14 protein-coding genes are annotated in these 15,162 nt (G+C 48.9%); 11 read left to right on the top strand and 3 right to left on the bottom strand.

Translation table 11 applies throughout. The features are described 5' to 3' along the window. Positions 1–273: 273 nt before the first annotated feature. Positions 274–1,410 (bottom strand): M20 peptidase aminoacylase family protein, encoded by a 1,137-nt coding sequence (locus tag BpJC4_RS09830; RefSeq protein WP_151681200.1) that lies wholly within the window; start codon positions 1,408–1,410, stop codon positions 274–276. A 96-nt stretch (positions 1,411–1,506) separates the two neighbouring features. Continuing rightward, a complete protein-coding gene (locus tag BpJC4_RS09825) occupies positions 1,507–1,836 on the bottom strand; it encodes a hypothetical protein (RefSeq protein WP_151681199.1) in 330 nt (109 codons plus the stop codon). Positions 1,837–2,034: 198 nt separating this feature from the next. Between BpJC4_RS09825 and BpJC4_RS09820 the strand changes: the two genes are divergently transcribed. Both BpJC4_RS09820 and BpJC4_RS09815 read left to right on the top strand, forming a co-directional pair. Beyond that, on the top strand, positions 2,035–2,349 hold the full coding sequence (locus tag BpJC4_RS09820) for an iron-sulfur cluster biosynthesis family protein (RefSeq protein ID WP_172968355.1): 315 nt from the start codon (positions 2,035–2,037) through the stop codon (positions 2,347–2,349). A 16-nt stretch (positions 2,350–2,365) separates the two neighbouring features. Continuing rightward, positions 2,366–3,355 carry an acrylyl-CoA reductase family protein gene (locus tag BpJC4_RS09815; protein ID WP_151681197.1) on the top strand — a complete coding sequence of 330 codons (990 nt, stop codon included), beginning with the start codon at positions 2,366–2,368 and terminating at the stop codon, positions 3,353–3,355. A 279-nt stretch (positions 3,356–3,634) separates the two neighbouring features. On the opposite strand, the gene BpJC4_RS09810 is transcribed toward BpJC4_RS09815, so the two are convergent. Further along, positions 3,635–4,510: a cation diffusion facilitator family transporter gene (locus BpJC4_RS09810; RefSeq protein WP_172967412.1), complete on the bottom strand. Its 876-nt coding sequence runs from the start codon at positions 4,508–4,510 to the stop codon at positions 3,635–3,637. Positions 4,511–4,889: 379 nt separating this feature from the next. Between BpJC4_RS09810 and BpJC4_RS09805 the strand changes: the two genes are divergently transcribed. From BpJC4_RS09805 to tuaH, 9 genes are all read left to right on the top strand, one after another. Beyond that, a complete protein-coding gene (locus BpJC4_RS09805) occupies positions 4,890–6,125 on the top strand; it encodes a glycosyltransferase (RefSeq protein WP_151697831.1) in 1,236 nt (411 codons plus the stop codon). Beyond that, positions 6,122–7,537, top strand: coding sequence for a lipopolysaccharide biosynthesis protein (locus tag BpJC4_RS09800; RefSeq protein ID WP_151681194.1), 1,416 nt, complete (start codon positions 6,122–6,124; stop codon positions 7,535–7,537). Before BpJC4_RS09805 ends, BpJC4_RS09800 begins: the two co-directional genes overlap by 4 nt. A gap of 221 nt (positions 7,538–7,758) precedes the next feature. Further along, on the top strand, positions 7,759–8,418 hold the full coding sequence (locus tag BpJC4_RS09795) for a sugar transferase (RefSeq protein ID WP_151697830.1): 660 nt from the start codon (positions 7,759–7,761) through the stop codon (positions 8,416–8,418). Positions 8,419–8,447: 29 nt separating this feature from the next. Further along, a complete protein-coding gene (gene tuaD / locus BpJC4_RS09790) occupies positions 8,448–9,797 on the top strand; it encodes a UDP-glucose 6-dehydrogenase TuaD (RefSeq protein ID WP_151697829.1) in 1,350 nt (449 codons plus the stop codon). Next, positions 9,790–10,728 (top strand): NAD-dependent epimerase/dehydratase family protein, encoded by a 939-nt coding sequence (locus BpJC4_RS09785; protein ID WP_151681191.1) that lies wholly within the window; start codon positions 9,790–9,792, stop codon positions 10,726–10,728. The genes tuaD and BpJC4_RS09785 overlap by 8 nt, the downstream gene beginning before the upstream one ends. Positions 10,729–10,780: 52 nt before the next feature. Beyond that, the gene (tuaE, locus tag BpJC4_RS09780; RefSeq protein ID WP_151697828.1) at positions 10,781–12,292 is read left to right on the top strand and encodes a teichuronic acid biosynthesis protein TuaE; all 1,512 of its coding nucleotides are present in this window, start codon (positions 10,781–10,783) and stop codon (positions 12,290–12,292) included. Next, positions 12,258–12,947 carry a YveK family protein gene (locus tag BpJC4_RS09775; RefSeq protein WP_151697827.1) on the top strand — a complete coding sequence of 230 codons (690 nt, stop codon included), beginning with the start codon at positions 12,258–12,260 and terminating at the stop codon, positions 12,945–12,947. Before tuaE ends, BpJC4_RS09775 begins: the two co-directional genes overlap by 35 nt. After that, complete coding sequence (tuaG, locus tag BpJC4_RS09770) at positions 12,948–13,712, top strand: teichuronic acid biosynthesis protein TuaG (protein WP_151681188.1); 765 nt, start codon at positions 12,948–12,950, stop codon at positions 13,710–13,712. It begins immediately after the preceding gene. A 17-nt stretch (positions 13,713–13,729) separates the two neighbouring features. Continuing rightward, complete coding sequence (gene tuaH / locus BpJC4_RS09765) at positions 13,730–14,887, top strand: teichuronic acid biosynthesis protein TuaH (protein ID WP_308689802.1); 1,158 nt, start codon at positions 13,730–13,732, stop codon at positions 14,885–14,887. Positions 14,888–15,162 lie beyond the last annotated feature (275 nt).

Below are 15,162 nucleotides of genomic sequence, written 5' to 3'. Positions count from 1 at the left end.
TTAGTCACCTCCTCCTACTCGATTGTGAAATTACGTTTTATGAAGATACAAACATAAACTTTATTTTAAGAAGAAAAGCCTTCCTGTGAAAAGCGTTGGAAAGGTATAAAGAACAATCATGTTTAAACAGACACCTGATTTTTTAATTCCGGGACCGGTTTTTGCATGTTGGGAAAAAATACAGAGACAAAATATTTGCCGTAGGCCGGTACATTCAAATGATCCAAAGCCGTGACTATAAAAAACGTAACCGGCGAAATCCTTCCAATTTGTTTAGTTGGCGGCATCCAGCGCTTTTAACAGGGCGGAGGAGAGAATTTGGACGCCTGTGAGGATGGCTTTCCGGTCGAATGCCATCTGCGGGTGATGAAGCCCCGGGGTGAGCCCGCAGCCGAGGCCGAGCATCGTCGTTTTTAAGCCAGGCCGTTTTTTTGCGTAAAAATGGAAGTCTTCCCCGCCTGTCGTCACAAGTGGAGGATCGCATTTGTCATTGCCGAGGCATTCACGAATGGCGGCCGCCATAATGTCTGCTGCTTCCCGGTTCATTGTGGCTGCGGCAAGATAATCCGGGACATACAGCTCGATTTTGACGTTGAAAAATTCGGCGATCGTATGCACGGCGCGTTGTACCTGACCGATTAGGTGCTCCATCACTTCATTCGTTTGCGCGCGCAGATCAAGGCTGAAATGGGCCTGCCCCGGGATGATATTGGTGCTAGTTCCGCCGGCCTGGAGTTGTGTCATTTTAACCGAATGGGGCACAAGCGGGTCTGCGTGGATATGGGCAAGTTCATTCACAAGGGAAGCCGCAACTTCGATGGCGTTCGTCCCGAGATGCGGTCGGCTGGCATGTGCATCCTCCCCGATAATTTTCCCGGTGATGGTTGCACTCGCGCCGTGGAGAATGGAAGGGGAGGCGTGCCCATTTTTCGTCTCCTGCACGGGGCGGAGATGGACGCCAAACAAATATTCCAGGTCATTTACGGCCCCTTTTTTGATCATCAGCTTTGCGCCCTGGCCGATTTCTTCCGCCGGCTGGAAAATATAGCGGATTGTTCCTTTTGGCCGGATATTCATTTTTTTAAAATACATTAATGTCCCGAGTACCATTGCCATATGTGCGTCGTGCCCGCAAGAGTGGTTGGCGCGGAATACCCCGTCCACTTCCTGCCAGAGGGCATCCATGTCAGCGCGGATGCCGACTACAGGGGATTCGCTTCCAAATTCGGCAACGACGCCGGGATCATCTCCGAACGTTTTCACACGGCATCCGAGTCCGGTTAATTTCTCTTTCAAAAATTGGGTGGTACGGTATTCTTCCATGCTGAGTTCAGGATGGGCATGGAGATCATCAAAAATCTCCAGGATTTCTTCGGAGAGTGTCGTGTTGTACAACTGGGGCAAATTCATCTAACAAACACATCCTCGTAAAATTTTAAATTTGAAATGTTTACACTATTGTAACAAAGGTTAAATTTATTCGCAATATTCGGCATTATTGGATTTTCAAGATTGATTTTTTCTATTATTATATTTATTCAACCGGCTGAAAAAATTGCCGGAAAAATCATAAGGTGTCTGGAAATTTTTGTATATTTTTCTCAAAAATATCGCTGAGAAAGAATTTTCATCATCATCGGGTATTCTTATCATTTCCATTCTGATCGTGGCGGAATCAGCGGAAAGTGGAAACATACCAGCATGCAACAGTAAAAAATCTGGCCGACTCCAGGGGTATCCGCCATGTTCTAAATCGTTCCGCAATCCGAAATCAGCGAAAAAAGGGAGAAAATCAGCAAAGATTCCAAATATATCAGCGATAAACGAAAAAATCAACGAAAACCCCGATAAATCAGCGGACAGCCTTTAAAATACCTATGTGGGTATCTCCCCCCCTCCCTCCAAGTCCAAGCCGAAAAGAAGGAAAATATTGGCCCCCTGTGGAATATGAAAAAAGTGAAAGCCTGTTTTGCAAAAAAAGGAAAGCGGGTAGTAGAAAGAAATATTACATTTGCGAAAGAAAAGGTGAAGAAAATGGAAATTATTATCAAACCCGCTGCACTCTCCCAATTTAAGCAAATCTATTTTAATGAAGGTGAAGGGATCCGGATTGAAGCAGTTTTTGTCGGGAGTTGCTCGATTGCCGTGGAGCATTATTTGAAACTTGACTGCAAACGCGAAGATGACGATTTGTTTAATGTATACGGCATTTCGATGCTAATTTCAAAGTCAAGCCAAAAACAGCTTCATAATAAAGTGACGATTGACTACAATCCGAAAATGGGGTACAAGCTTTCCTCGGATGAGGAAGTTTACCAAAATAATTTGGACTTAACAAGGGCCGAATAAAAAGAGGTGTTTAGCATTGAAAAGTACTTTTCATGCATTGGTGATGGAAAAAGGGGAAACGAAACCGGAACTCTCCGTGAGGGATTGGAACATCGGCCAGCTGCCGGAAGCGGAGGTAACAGTAAAGGTCGCTTACTCAAGCGTCAATTATAAAGACGCGCTTGTCGGCATCAAAGGAAGCTTTGTAAAATCGTACCCGTTTATTCCCGGAATCGATTTGGCCGGTACCGTCCTGCAATCCGAAGACAGTCGTTTCAAAGAAGGCGATGAAGTGATCGTCACTAGCTACAAGCTTGGAACCGGCCATTGCGGCGGTTACAGCGAAATGGCGCGCGTCCCGGCTGAATGGGTTGTGCCGCTGCCGAAAGGATTGACGTTAAAAGAATCGATGATTTTAGGCACAGCCGGCTTTACCGCTGCACTTTCCGTGCAAAAATTGGAAGACCATGGGCTCAAACCCGGGCAGGGGCCGGTGCTCGTTGCCGGGGCAAGCGGCGGCGTCGGCAGTGTAGCCGTTGACATTTTGGCAAAAAGAGGATACGAAGTGGCGGCCGCTACCGGCAAAACATCCGCGCATGATTATTTGAAGCGGCTCGGTGCGAAACGGGTGATCGGCAGGGAGGCGATTGTCGATCACGAGCAAAAATCCATCCGCAAAACGGAGTGGGCCGCTGCGGTGGACCCGGTCGGCGGAAAAACAACGCAATATATCATTAGCACGCTCCGGTATGGCGGGGCGGTAGCGACAAGCGGCCTTACCGGCGGAACGGAAGTAACGACGACCGTTACGCCGTTTCTCGGTCGTGCCGTGAGCTGGCTCGGCATTGATTCTGTTTTTTGCCCGATGGACCTGCGCGTAAAAATATGGGAACGGTTGGCCAGCGATTACAAACCGGAACATCTAACAAGCGAAATCGTCCGGGAAATCAGCCTGGAAGAAGTCCCCCGGGCCTTAGCGGACATTTTGGAAGGCAAACTGCAGGGCCGGACGATTGTAAAAATGTGAAAAAGGGGCTGCTCCAAAAGCCAGAGGACTGGCTTTTGGAACAAGCCCCGCTTTAAGAATTGCTAATGAACAATTCGAGGAGAAAATAAAGTCAAATTGATCCTTACAGAGTTGCCATGGACCAGTTCAAGGAAAAATCTTAAAATTACTTGTTTAAAAGGGGCTTTTGGGGCGGCCCCTTTTCATCACTATAACGGCCCTGCCCAAACCGCATCCTTTTTCGCAGCCGTGGACGGGATGCTTCCTTGGCCGCGGCTTCAGGCTGGCCAAGGAAGCATTTCAGCTTTCGCTCGGTTCGACATGGACGATCACTTCATAAATCTTGCAATCTTTGATCAATGAATCTTCCACTTTCGTTGAAATATCGTGGGCGTGGCGGAGGTCGAGGGAGGGGTCGACTGCGATGACAAGGTCAATGACGGTGTTGTTGCCGTAATGCCGCGCTTTGATATCTTTCACACTTTGGACGCCGGCAATGCTTAAAACTTTATCTTTGTACGTTTCCAATTCTGCTTCATCAAAGCCGTCCGTCAGCAGGTGGGATGTATCGCGGAAAATCTCCCAGGCTGTTTTGCAGATGAGCACGCCGACAATCAGCGCTGCTGCCGGATCGAGCCACGGAAGATGGAACTGAGAACCGATAATCCCGATGCTGGCGCCGACACTGACCCAGGCGTCCGACAAGTTGTCCATGGCGCTTGCCTGGACGGCCTGGCTGTTAATCCTTTTTGACAAACGGCTATTATAAAGGTAGACGCCGAACATGACCCCGGCGCAAAATAAACCGGTCCAAGCCGCAACCATATCCGGGGACTGCGACTTTCCGTGGACAATCGAAAGTATGGCGTCATATAATACTTGGAAACCGACACCCATCATGATCAAAGATGCGACCATTGAAGCGACATTTTCCGCTTTCCAGTGGCCGTAAGGATGGTCATGGTCTGCGGGTTTCCTAGACAGCCTCAGCCCGATCAACACTGCAATCGAAGAAAGGATATCCGTAATATTATTCAGCCCGTCTGCCTTTAAAGCGCTTGAATCCGTATGGTAGGCGATAAGGAGTTTCAGCGCCGACAAGCTTAAATAGGCAGTCATGCTGATCATGATTCCGTATTCGCCCAGCTTTAAATTATGGTATTTTTCTTCATTCATTGAAATCACACCCAATTATTGTACATTCTTATCATAGCAATGAACAGCCGAGTGGGTCTACAGCAACGTTTTTTCCGCCCACTATAAAAGTAAAAGGGATACATAAAAGTTAGATGGGGGAAAAACAGGCAGGCTGGGTAATCAAACAATCTTGCTCGTCTGCCAAAAAAACAAAAGGAGGCGGCAGTTGTGCATATTGCCATATCCGGCGGCAGCAGGTCATTCCTTATAGGCCCAATTTTCCATTCTATACCCGGATTTGTGCACAGCATTTTGGCAAAATCACATCAAAAAAGATTGATTCTTTCAATTCTTTACGCTATATTCCAATTAAACAGTGGCTGGCCCTCATTCGAAAACAGCGAAATGAGGGAAATAGATGGATATTTTAGTTATCGCGGGGGAATTTCCTAAACTCTCGCAAACTTTTATTTTAAATCAAATCACCGGTCTGATCGATGCAGGGCACAGGGTCACGGTCCTCGCCAAAAAAAGCGATGGCAATGCACGCGTTCACGAGGCAGTAGCGCAGTACCGCCTGCTCGATCATACAGTTTATTTTCATGCGCGTGAACCGGAACAAAAATGGAAGAAAACGGCCCTTTACTTGATCCATTTGGCCCGCTTCACCGCACGTACCAGCTTGCGACCCGGCAGGCCGGATATCCATTTCAGCGACATTGCCAGGCAGCCGAATTTGATGTACATGGTCCGGGCGCTTAAGAAAGCGGACACCCGCAAGTTTGATATCATCCATGCCCATTTCGGGCCGAACGGATTGCTCGCGCAGCATCTGATTGACAGCGGTGTGCTGGAAGGAAAGCTTTTTGTCACCTTTCACGGCTACGATATGCTGAGGTTTGTCCGGCAGAAAGGGGAAAATGTGTACAGCAAACTTTTCCGTTCGGATGCGGTGCTACTGCCGATCAGTGAGTTTTGGAAAAAAAGATGCATCAACCTGGGGGCTCCCCCTGCCAATATCCGTGTCCACCATATGGGGATTGATACAGAGAAGTTTGATTTCTGCCCGCTTTTCCCGCATGAAAATGAAACCATTAAAATGTTGACGGTGGCACGGTTTGTGGAGAAAAAAGGCATCGCATACAGCATCGCGGCCGTGGACCGGCTTATCCGTGAGGGGATCAGTGTGGAGTATTGGATTGTCGGCGGCGGCCCGCTCGAAGGCCGGCTGAAACAGGAGATCAAGGAACGGGGCCTTGGTTCAGCCGTCCGCCTTTTAGGGTGGAAAACGCAGGAAGAACTGGTTGAAATCATGAAACAAGCGCATATCGTGCTGCTGCCGAGCGTGACGGCCCGCGACGGGGATATGGAAGGGATTCCGGTGCTGTTGATGGAAGCAATGGCAATGGGCAAAATTGCCGTTTCCACTTACCACAGCGGAATTCCGGAACTGATCCGCGACAAAGAGAACGGCTTTCTTACGGAAGAACGGGATGCAGGAAAACTTGCGCTTGTCCTCCGGGAAGCTTTGGAAAAAAGAGCATCATGGCCGATGATTGCGCGGCGGGCGCGGGAAACGGTGGAAGAATCTTTTCACATTGAAAAGCTGAACCGGCGCTTAATGGACATGTTCGAAGGAAGCTTGAAGCCATGAAACCATTTATGAAAAAACTGTTCGGCTTTTCGATCGGGCCGGTCGGCGGGGCTTTCATTTCATTTATCACGATCCCGGTGACAACCCATTTCGTTTCCCCTGCAGAGTACGGGAAAGCGAGCATGTTTATACTGTTCCAAACCTTAATCGGTACTTTTCTGTATCTCGGGGTGGACCAGGCCTATACAAGGGAATACCATGAAGCGGATAACAAAGCGGATTTATTCCGGAATGCCCTCTTGATTCCGCTTGGTTTGGCGGCTGCCGTATGCGCGGTGATTGTATTGGACAGCCATTTCGTTTCCCGTGTGCTGTTTGGAGAGGGGCGTTATGTGCTTGCATCCGCTTTATTCGGGATCATGATTGTGTTCATGGTGTTGGAAAGGTTTATCCTTCTATCCATCCGCATGAAAGAAAGGGCGTTTGAATACTCGTTTTTTAATCTCCTGATCAAAGCCGTGCTACTTGTTGCCACGCTCGTTTTTGTCTTGTTCATCCGCCGCGATTTTCTCGCGGTCTTGTATTCGACGGTGGTCGGCCAGATTCTCGGCGATTTGTATTTGATCATCCGGTACAGGCGTTATTTCCTGGTGAAACATTTCCGCCCCGATAAAAGGCTCGCCGCCCGGCTGCTAAAGTTCGGTTTGCCGCTTGCCGTTGCGGCTTCGGTCACAAGTCTGTTAAATTCCTTCGGCAGGCTGGGCCTCCGCGCATGGAGCAGCTACGAAGAGATCGGGATTTATGCCGCGACCTTGAAAATTGCTGCGCTTTTGTCGATCGTGCAGACAAGCTTCACCAACTTTTGGGTGCCGACCGCGTACCGGTGGTTCAATGAAAAACGGCGGATGGTGTATTTTAAATTGGTGAGCGAAGGCGTTTTGCTTGTCATGTCGTGGCTTTTTTTCACCATTTTGACGTGCAAGCGGCTCGTTGTGCTGCTATTGTCCCCGGGGTATGCGGATGCCGCCTATTTAATCGGTTTTTTGTGTCTCCAGCCCGTTTTATATACGGTCAGCGAGACGACAACTTTGGGGATTGTGTTTTCGAAAAAAAGTTATTTGAACATCTGGGTAAGCTTCATTTCGATTGCCACCTGCTTGTTGTTGAGTGTGCTGCTGATTCCGCATTTCGGAGCGGTCGGGGCAGCTGTTTCAACCGGCGTTTCCTACGTGTTCTTTTTCTGGGGAAGGAGTTTTTTCTCAGAAAAAAATTGGGAAGGGTTCCCGTTAAGAAAACATTTTTGGGTTACCGCCGTCATGTTTCTTGCGGCATTGGCAAATGCATTTCCTTTAAAAGGCATCGAATTGCTGAACATTGCTTTGTTTTTGGCGGTGTCAGGGATCCAAATGCCGGCCATAAAAAATATTTGGAACATGTTCCGCGCAAAACAGTTGAATTTGGAAAAGAGTTAGGCTGCAGGCTTCTATGCTTGCGGCATTTTTATTGTTCTGCGAGCTTTATCAAAAATTAACATTCATTTACAATTTCTTAATTATTTCTCAATTCAAACGATACAGTGGCAGGCTATGATCAATTACAGGGCCAGCCACTATTTATATTTTCAAGCAATTGAAAAGGAGCTGATCAAACACCAGAAACCGAACAAGCAGATCCTACAGCGAGGTGAATTCAAATGGGTGCTGATAAAAGTATCCGGCTTTCTGTCCATGAATCCGCTATGCTCACAAACGGCGTTTATCTTTCAAAACAGACGAAGCAATATTTGCATGTCAAAAGAGGGATAGATATTGTGCTGTCTGCAATCGGCATTCTTTTCGCACTGCCCGTTGTGTTCATCTTTGCCGTCCTCATCGTTTTGGAAGATTTCGGCCCGCCTTTTTATATACAGGAACGCGTCGGGAAAAACGGAAAAGTTTTCCGCATCATCAAACTGCGGTCGATGCGGATGGACGCTGAAAAAGACGGAGCGAAATGGGCGGAAGCAAACGATCCGCGTGTGACAAAAATCGGGGCGTTGATCAGAAAAACGCGGATTGATGAGCTGCCGCAGCTTTTGCTTGTGTTAACGGGAGAGATGAGCATTGTCGGACCCCGTCCCGAAAGGCCAGTGTTCGTCGCCCAATTCGAGCGGGAAATTGAAGGATTCGAAAACCGCCTGCTTGTAAAGCCGGGGTTGACCGGGCTGGCACAGGTAAACGGCGGCTATGATATATCCCCTTATGAAAAGTTGCAGTACGATTTGGCCTACATCCGGCAAATGTCATTCAGCCTTGATATGAAAATCATAGGAAAAACATTCAAAGTGCTGTTGACCGGGGAAGGCGCAAGGTAAAAAACATCCGGAACAAGGAGTGTTGAATCATGAAGATTGCCGTCATTGGAACAGGATATGTCGGGCTCGTTACCGGAACTTGTTTTGCGGAAACCGGAAACCGGGTCATTTGCTGCGATATCGATGAAGAAAAAATTGAAGGGTTAAATCTCGGCCGGATGCCGATTTATGAACCGGGGCTTGAAACGCTTGTTGACAAAAATACTAAGCAAGGCCGCCTGCGTTTTACAACCAATATCAAGGAAGCGGTCCGGGCATCCGATGTCATTTTTATTGCGGTAGGAACGCCGATGTCCCGCACCGGAAATGCCGATCTTTCCTTTGTAAAGGAAGCGGCCGAAACGATCGGGAAACATCTCAACGGATATAAAATCATTGTCAATAAAAGTACGGTGCCTGTCGGGACGGGAAGGCTCGTCGCTTCCATCGTCCGGCACCATGCAAAAGGGAATGTGGCATTTGATGTTGTTTCTAACCCGGAGTTTTTAAGGGAAGGGGAAGCGGTCCGCGATACGATGCAGATGGAGAGGGCGGTGATCGGCACAGACAGCAGCCGGGCTTTTGAAATCATGGAAGAAATCCACCGGCCGTTCCGGACAAAAATCATCCATACGTCCATCGAAACGGCCGAAATGATCAAATACGCAGCCAATGCGTTTTTGGCAACGAAATTATCTTTTATCAATGATATCGCGTTGATCTGCGAACGGGTCGGCGCAGATGTCGATCAAGTATCGGAAGGTATCGGCGCCGACAGCCGCATTGGCAAATCTTTTTTACAGGCGGGCATTGGCTACGGGGGATCGTGTTTCCCGAAAGATACGGCGGCGCTCCATTATTTGGCAAAAATTAACGGGTTTGATTTCAAAATGCTGGAAGCGGCGATTGAAACGAATTTCCGGCAAAGGGAAGATTTCGTAGCCAAAATTGAAAAAACACTAGGTTCGCTCGAAGGGAAAGTAATCAGCGTATTAGGGCTTTCGTTTAAGCCGAATACAAATGATGTCCGCTATGCGCCGTCGCTTGATGTGATCCCGATGCTGCGGGAAAAAGGCGCGATGGTGAAAGCTTTTGATCCGGCTGCCATATCAAGGGCGAAAAGACAGCTTGGTTACCAGTGCTCCTATACGGACGATATTTATGAAGCGATCCAAAATACGGATGCATGCGCCATCTTAACCGATTGGGATGAAGTGAAATCACTTGATTTAAATAAAGTGAAAAACCTTTTAAAAGAGCCGGTCATCATTGACGGCCGCAACGTTTTTGATTTAGATGTGATGGCGCAGCTGGGGTTTACATATGTATCGATCGGGAGGCCGGCGGTTACCGGCAGGGTGGAAATGAAGAGCTCCCGGGGAGGAAACGCAAATGGGTAAAGTGCTTGTCACAGGGGGCGCGGGGTTCATCGGCTCCCATATTGCCGAAGTGCTTTTGGAACATGGGTATGAGGTTGCGGTGATCGATAACTTCTCGACAGGCAGCCGGCATCATATCGCCCATCTGCCAATTGAAGTCTATCCGTGCGATATTACCGATCCCCGGGTCATTGATTTAATCGTGTCGATCCATCCTGATTATATCGTCCATCAGGCTGCCCAAGTCAGTGTACCCGGGTCTATAAGGGATATTTTGTTTGATGAAGAGGTGAATGTGAAAGGGTCATTGCATGTCATCAAGGCGGCAGTAAGGGTATCGGCCAGGAAAGTGTTATTCGCCTCATCTGCAGCGGTATACGGTAATCCCGCCGAACTGCCGATTACCCCTTTTCACCCGGCAAGGCCCGAGTCCCCCTATGGACTTTCAAAATGGACGGTCGAGCAATACTTCAAAATGGCCGGTAAATTTTACGGCCTGCCGTACGGAATCTTACGTTACAGCAATGTGTACGGCCCACGCCAGGATGCAAACGGCGAAGGGGGCGTCGTCGCCATTTTTGCGGACCGGATTACAAGGAAGATTCCTCCGGTCATTTACGGGGACGGGGAACAAACGAGGGATTTTATTTACGTGCGCGATGTTGCCGAAGCAAACGCCAGGGCGCTCGCGGTCCGCGGAAATTTTTGCGTGAATATTTCTTCCGGAAAATCCGTTTCCATCCAGGAATTGCTTGGCATGATGCAAAAAGCGGCCGGAACCGGTTTGGAGGTCTCCTTTGCCGAAGCAAGGGAAGGGGATATCCGCCACAGCCTCCTTTCCAATGATGGTGCAAAAAACTTATTGGGGTGGGAACCGGCTGTCGGATTGCCGGAGGGCATCAGAAAGACGATGGATGATGCAAGGGGGAATCTTCTGTTGCAACCCTCTTAACGTGTTCCGGTCCGGAAGCAAGGCCCCGAAAAAATAAACAGGAGAAAAGGAAATGGAAAATCATCATACGTATCGGCTGGCTGCCGCGGCATTTGCTTTTGCCGCCATTGCAGCAGCGGCCTTGTATCTTTTCATTCCCGCGAAAATGCCGATTCTGTTGTTTGTATGCGGAATGGCCGGGATGGCCTGCTTTTATGGCATGGCAGCCGTTTCCCCGTTGGAACTGGAGAAAATTCTACAGTGGGCGATGTACGCGTTTATTGCGTCCACATTTTTAAACCAGTCTTTTTTCCGGATCCATATCGGGTTTTTTACCATTTTTTTATATCGGCTGCTGTTTATCGTCGTGATGGCGCTGTTCGCAGCATACGTATGGAAAAGCAGGCAATTGCCTCAAAAATGGGGGCCGTTTCCGTTAAAGGGCATCACCATCTTTTTACTTGCCTGGTTTTTGTACGGTCTCATATCGCTGCTTTGGGCGCCTTCGGTATTGGCCGGCGTAAAATACATGCTTCTGCTCGGCATGGGCATGATGTTTGTTCTCCTCGCAACAGTGGTGATGAAGGATATTGCCGGCACGTTACGCTTTTACCAAATTTGGCTCGGCATGGCAGCCGTCCTGGTTGGAATCGGGCTTGCCAACCATTTTGCGCATATCCAGCTGCCAAGCTCCACCCTTTACGGCGGCCCTGCTTATAAATTGTCCTACCCGACGGCGGTGTTTACGAATCAAAATGATTTTGCCGCATTTTTATCGATTTCTTTCTTTTTGTATCTGGCGGCTGCGAAAAGCGGCAAAATCATCTATTCCAAATTTGCCGCGCTGGTAATGTCCGCCCTGTGCATTTACCTCATTGATCTGACGGAATCGAGGGCGAGTTTATTGGGGGTGTTTGCGGGCCTCGCATTCTATGGATTTATTCTTCTTCCGGCGCGGTTCAAAAAATGGTGCGCCATGATTGCCTGCTTCATCGTGGTGTTCGCGGTCCCGTTGCTCACCGGCCGTGCCGCCAGCGTTTTTCAAAATCTGTATGCCGCAGCCGTCCAAGCGGGCGGTCCGGGGCCATTGCCGTCAAATCTTGAAAGGCTCCGCCTGCTGATCAATACGTTTCATAATCTCGCGGACACGTACGGCTTCGGGGTCGGGGCGGGGAATATGCCTTATTATTTAAAATATCATGCGACGCTGGATACGCACGGGGTGTACGAAGTGCATAACTGGTTTGCGGAAATTCTCGGCAATTTCGGGGTGTTTCCTGCTCTTGGCTATGCCGGCATGTATGCGTATTTGCTGTATAGTTTATACCGGCTTTATCCGTCCGCAAGAAGTCGGGAACAAAAAATGATGGTGGAAGGCTGCATGGCGGCGCTGGCTGCATTCCTATTTGCCAGTATCAGCCCGAGTTCTGTGAGCAATTTGTATTTCCATTGGGTGCTGCTTGGCCTGGCTGCAGCTGTTGTATCGGTTTCAAAAGTGGCAGCACGGGAAGCCAGGGCGTGCCAAAACGTTTCTTTACAAGGAGAAAGTGATGGACGACGTGTGGAAAAAGCGGTTTCTAACTAAAAAAGCAATGTTCTTCATCATCCTGCTTCCGGTTATTTTCGGGATCATCGGATGGGCGTCGCCAGCCGGGAACATGCCTGCGCATTACACGGCTGAAGCGGCCATTCTTCTTGGAAACTATCAGGATGACATCATGAATAACCCCGACCAGGTGGTGCTGGAACTTGAAAATAATGCTTTTTATCAAAAGAATTTGCCGGACTTAAGCGGGGAAGAGAGAGCGCAACTATTAAGCAACTTAAAAGTGTCAAAGGTAAACAGCAGCGAAATCCAGCTGTCATTAACCGGGACGTCCGGGGCTGCCGCGTCGCAGCTCGACAGCATTGTAAATGCGTTTTTACGGGAAGACCAGAAACGTTATCAGGAACGAATGGAGGTGGTGGAAGAGGCAATCGGGGATTTACAAAAAATCAAAGCGGACGGCAGGGAAACGGCGGAAGAGGTGAAATGGCTGTACAAACTCAAAATGGAGCAGCTTTCGATGGAGAAAGCGGTGCGGTTCGATCCGGGGACAGATGCTCCGCAATTGGAAGAAAAAATGTTCTCGCGGAAAGAACGCGCTGTTTTAGGTACGCTGTTGGGCATCGCCATTGCATGCATGCTGATTTTGCTATTGGAATTGGTGAAAAAACGGAAACATGGGGAGGACTTTTAAATGGGGGAAAAAGCACCATGCGTGTCCATTATTACACCAGCCTATAATGCCGGTTCAACGATCGAAGACACCATCGAATCAGTGATACGGCAAACATTTCCGGACTGGGAAATGATCGTGGTCGACGATGGTTCAACAGATGATACTGTAAAAAAACTGCTGCGGCTGGAAGCGGAGGATTCCCGCATCCGGGTCGAGGCCCTTCAGGAAAACGGCGGTGCCGCCAGAGCGCGGAATATTGCGCTGAACTATGCAAAAGGGCGGTATGTGGCCTTTTTGGATAGCGATGACCGCTGGAAGCCGGAAAAACTTGAACGGCAGCTCGGATTTATGGAAAAAAACGGGCATGCTTTTACTTTTACAGGGTACGAAATGATCGGGCGGGACGGCAATCCGCTGAACAAGGCCGTCCATGCACCGTCCTGCGTCTGTTATACAGATATGTTGAAAAACAGCATTATCGGCTGTTTAACGGTGATGATTGACCGCGGGCAGCTCGGCCATATTCAAATGCCGAATATCCGCACCAGGCAGGATTATGCGACGTGGCTCTCCATTTTAAAACAAGGGACGGCTGCGTACGGTTTGGATGAAAATCTGGCGGAATACCGGGTCGGCAACAACGCATCCCTCTCGAGCAATAAATGGAAAATGGCAAAGCAGAACTGGTATGTATACCGCGAAATGGAAAATCTGGGGCTGCTTGCGGCTTCTTGGTGTTTTGTCCATTACGCTGCGAATGCCGTCCGGAAAAGGATTTATTAAGAATGGGGGCAAAAACATTGGGTACAGTACATGTAGTGGTTGCAGCCGGCAGGTGGAACCATGACCGCCTCCGCTACCGGCGCCACCGCCTCGCGGAATTTTTACAAAACGAAACACGGGAGGGGAAAGTCATTTGGCTTTGCCCGGTCCCTGACAAAAAAGAGCCGGAACGGAGAAGACTGCCGAACGGGATCATCGAATGGGCCATTCCGGATTTGTTTCCAAATAAAATATTCCGGTTTGGGAGATATATCGATTTTTTCTATGAAAAAAAACTGCGGGCCTTCTTGGATGAACTGGAGCGGGAAAAGGCGGGCAAATATTATTTATGGTACACTTTTCCCGGTTTCCCCGCACTATCGGAGCTCTTTCCATGGGATAAAACGGTGTATGACTGCAGCGATTTATGGTCGTATCCGATGGAAGGCAGGCAAACGGCTGTTTCGTTCCTACGCCGAAAAGTGGTCCAACAAGCGGAAGACCGCGTCATCCACAAAGCGGGTACCATCTTTTGCACATCAGACTATTTGTACAGCCAGGTGCTTAACAGGCTCGGCCCGGATCGTGTGCCGCATGTGCATACGCTGGAAAATGGTGTTGAGTTTGCTGCTTTTGCGGGAGTGGAAAAACGAAACGGCGCCCCCGTTTCCCACAGCGGAACGGTTTTTGGGTATATCGGCGGGATTAAGCCGAAATTGGATTTCAAACTCATTCAAAAAACGGCCGAACGGCATCCGGAATGGCTGTTTTTTCTCGTCGGGCCAGACGGGACGGGGCGCTCCGATGAATTCCGGCGCCTGCTGCAGACGAAAAACGTCGTATGGAAAGGGAGCATTCCTCCCGCGGAAGTGCCGGCATATATGCAGATGATTGACGTAGGGGTCATGCCGTATAAACCGACTTCCTATAACGCAGCCGTTTTCCCGCTGAAGCTGTTTGAATTTTTGGCAGCCGGCAAACCCGTAGTCGGCGCGCATCTGCCTTCTACGAAAAAATATGCTGCTGAAGGCATTTACGCCTATACGGAAAGCGATGATCCGGAAGATTTTATGCGTTTATGCCAGAAAATGGCGGAGGAAAGTGCGGATGAAGTTTACAGGCAGGCACGCATCCGGCTCGCCCGTTCCAAAAACTGGAATGGCATTTTTCGGGAAATGGTGGAAAAGGTAAATTGACTCTTTGGAAGGGATTCGCACTTTTGCGGATTTTTTTATGGGGTTGTTCCAAAAAGCCGATAAACTAGGAAAAAGTGCGATGATTACGAAATTTACTCGCTTTCCGCATGGGTCCGTAAATTTCGCGATCATCGTATGATTTCAGCTTTTAAAGGCTTATGGGACACCCCCTTTCTATGCAACGGGGAAAGCCCGGCCGGCAATTCGAAATTCACATAGAAAGGGTCTGGGAATTCTTTGAAATTATGCTAAGATGGAAATAGAAAAATTTATGT

The sequence above is a fragment of the Weizmannia acidilactici genome (assembly GCF_008974185.1).
GTDB lineage: Bacteria > Bacillota > Bacilli > Bacillales > Bacillaceae_C > Weizmannia > Weizmannia acidilactici.
This window is presented reverse-complemented; position numbering and strand designations above follow the sequence as displayed.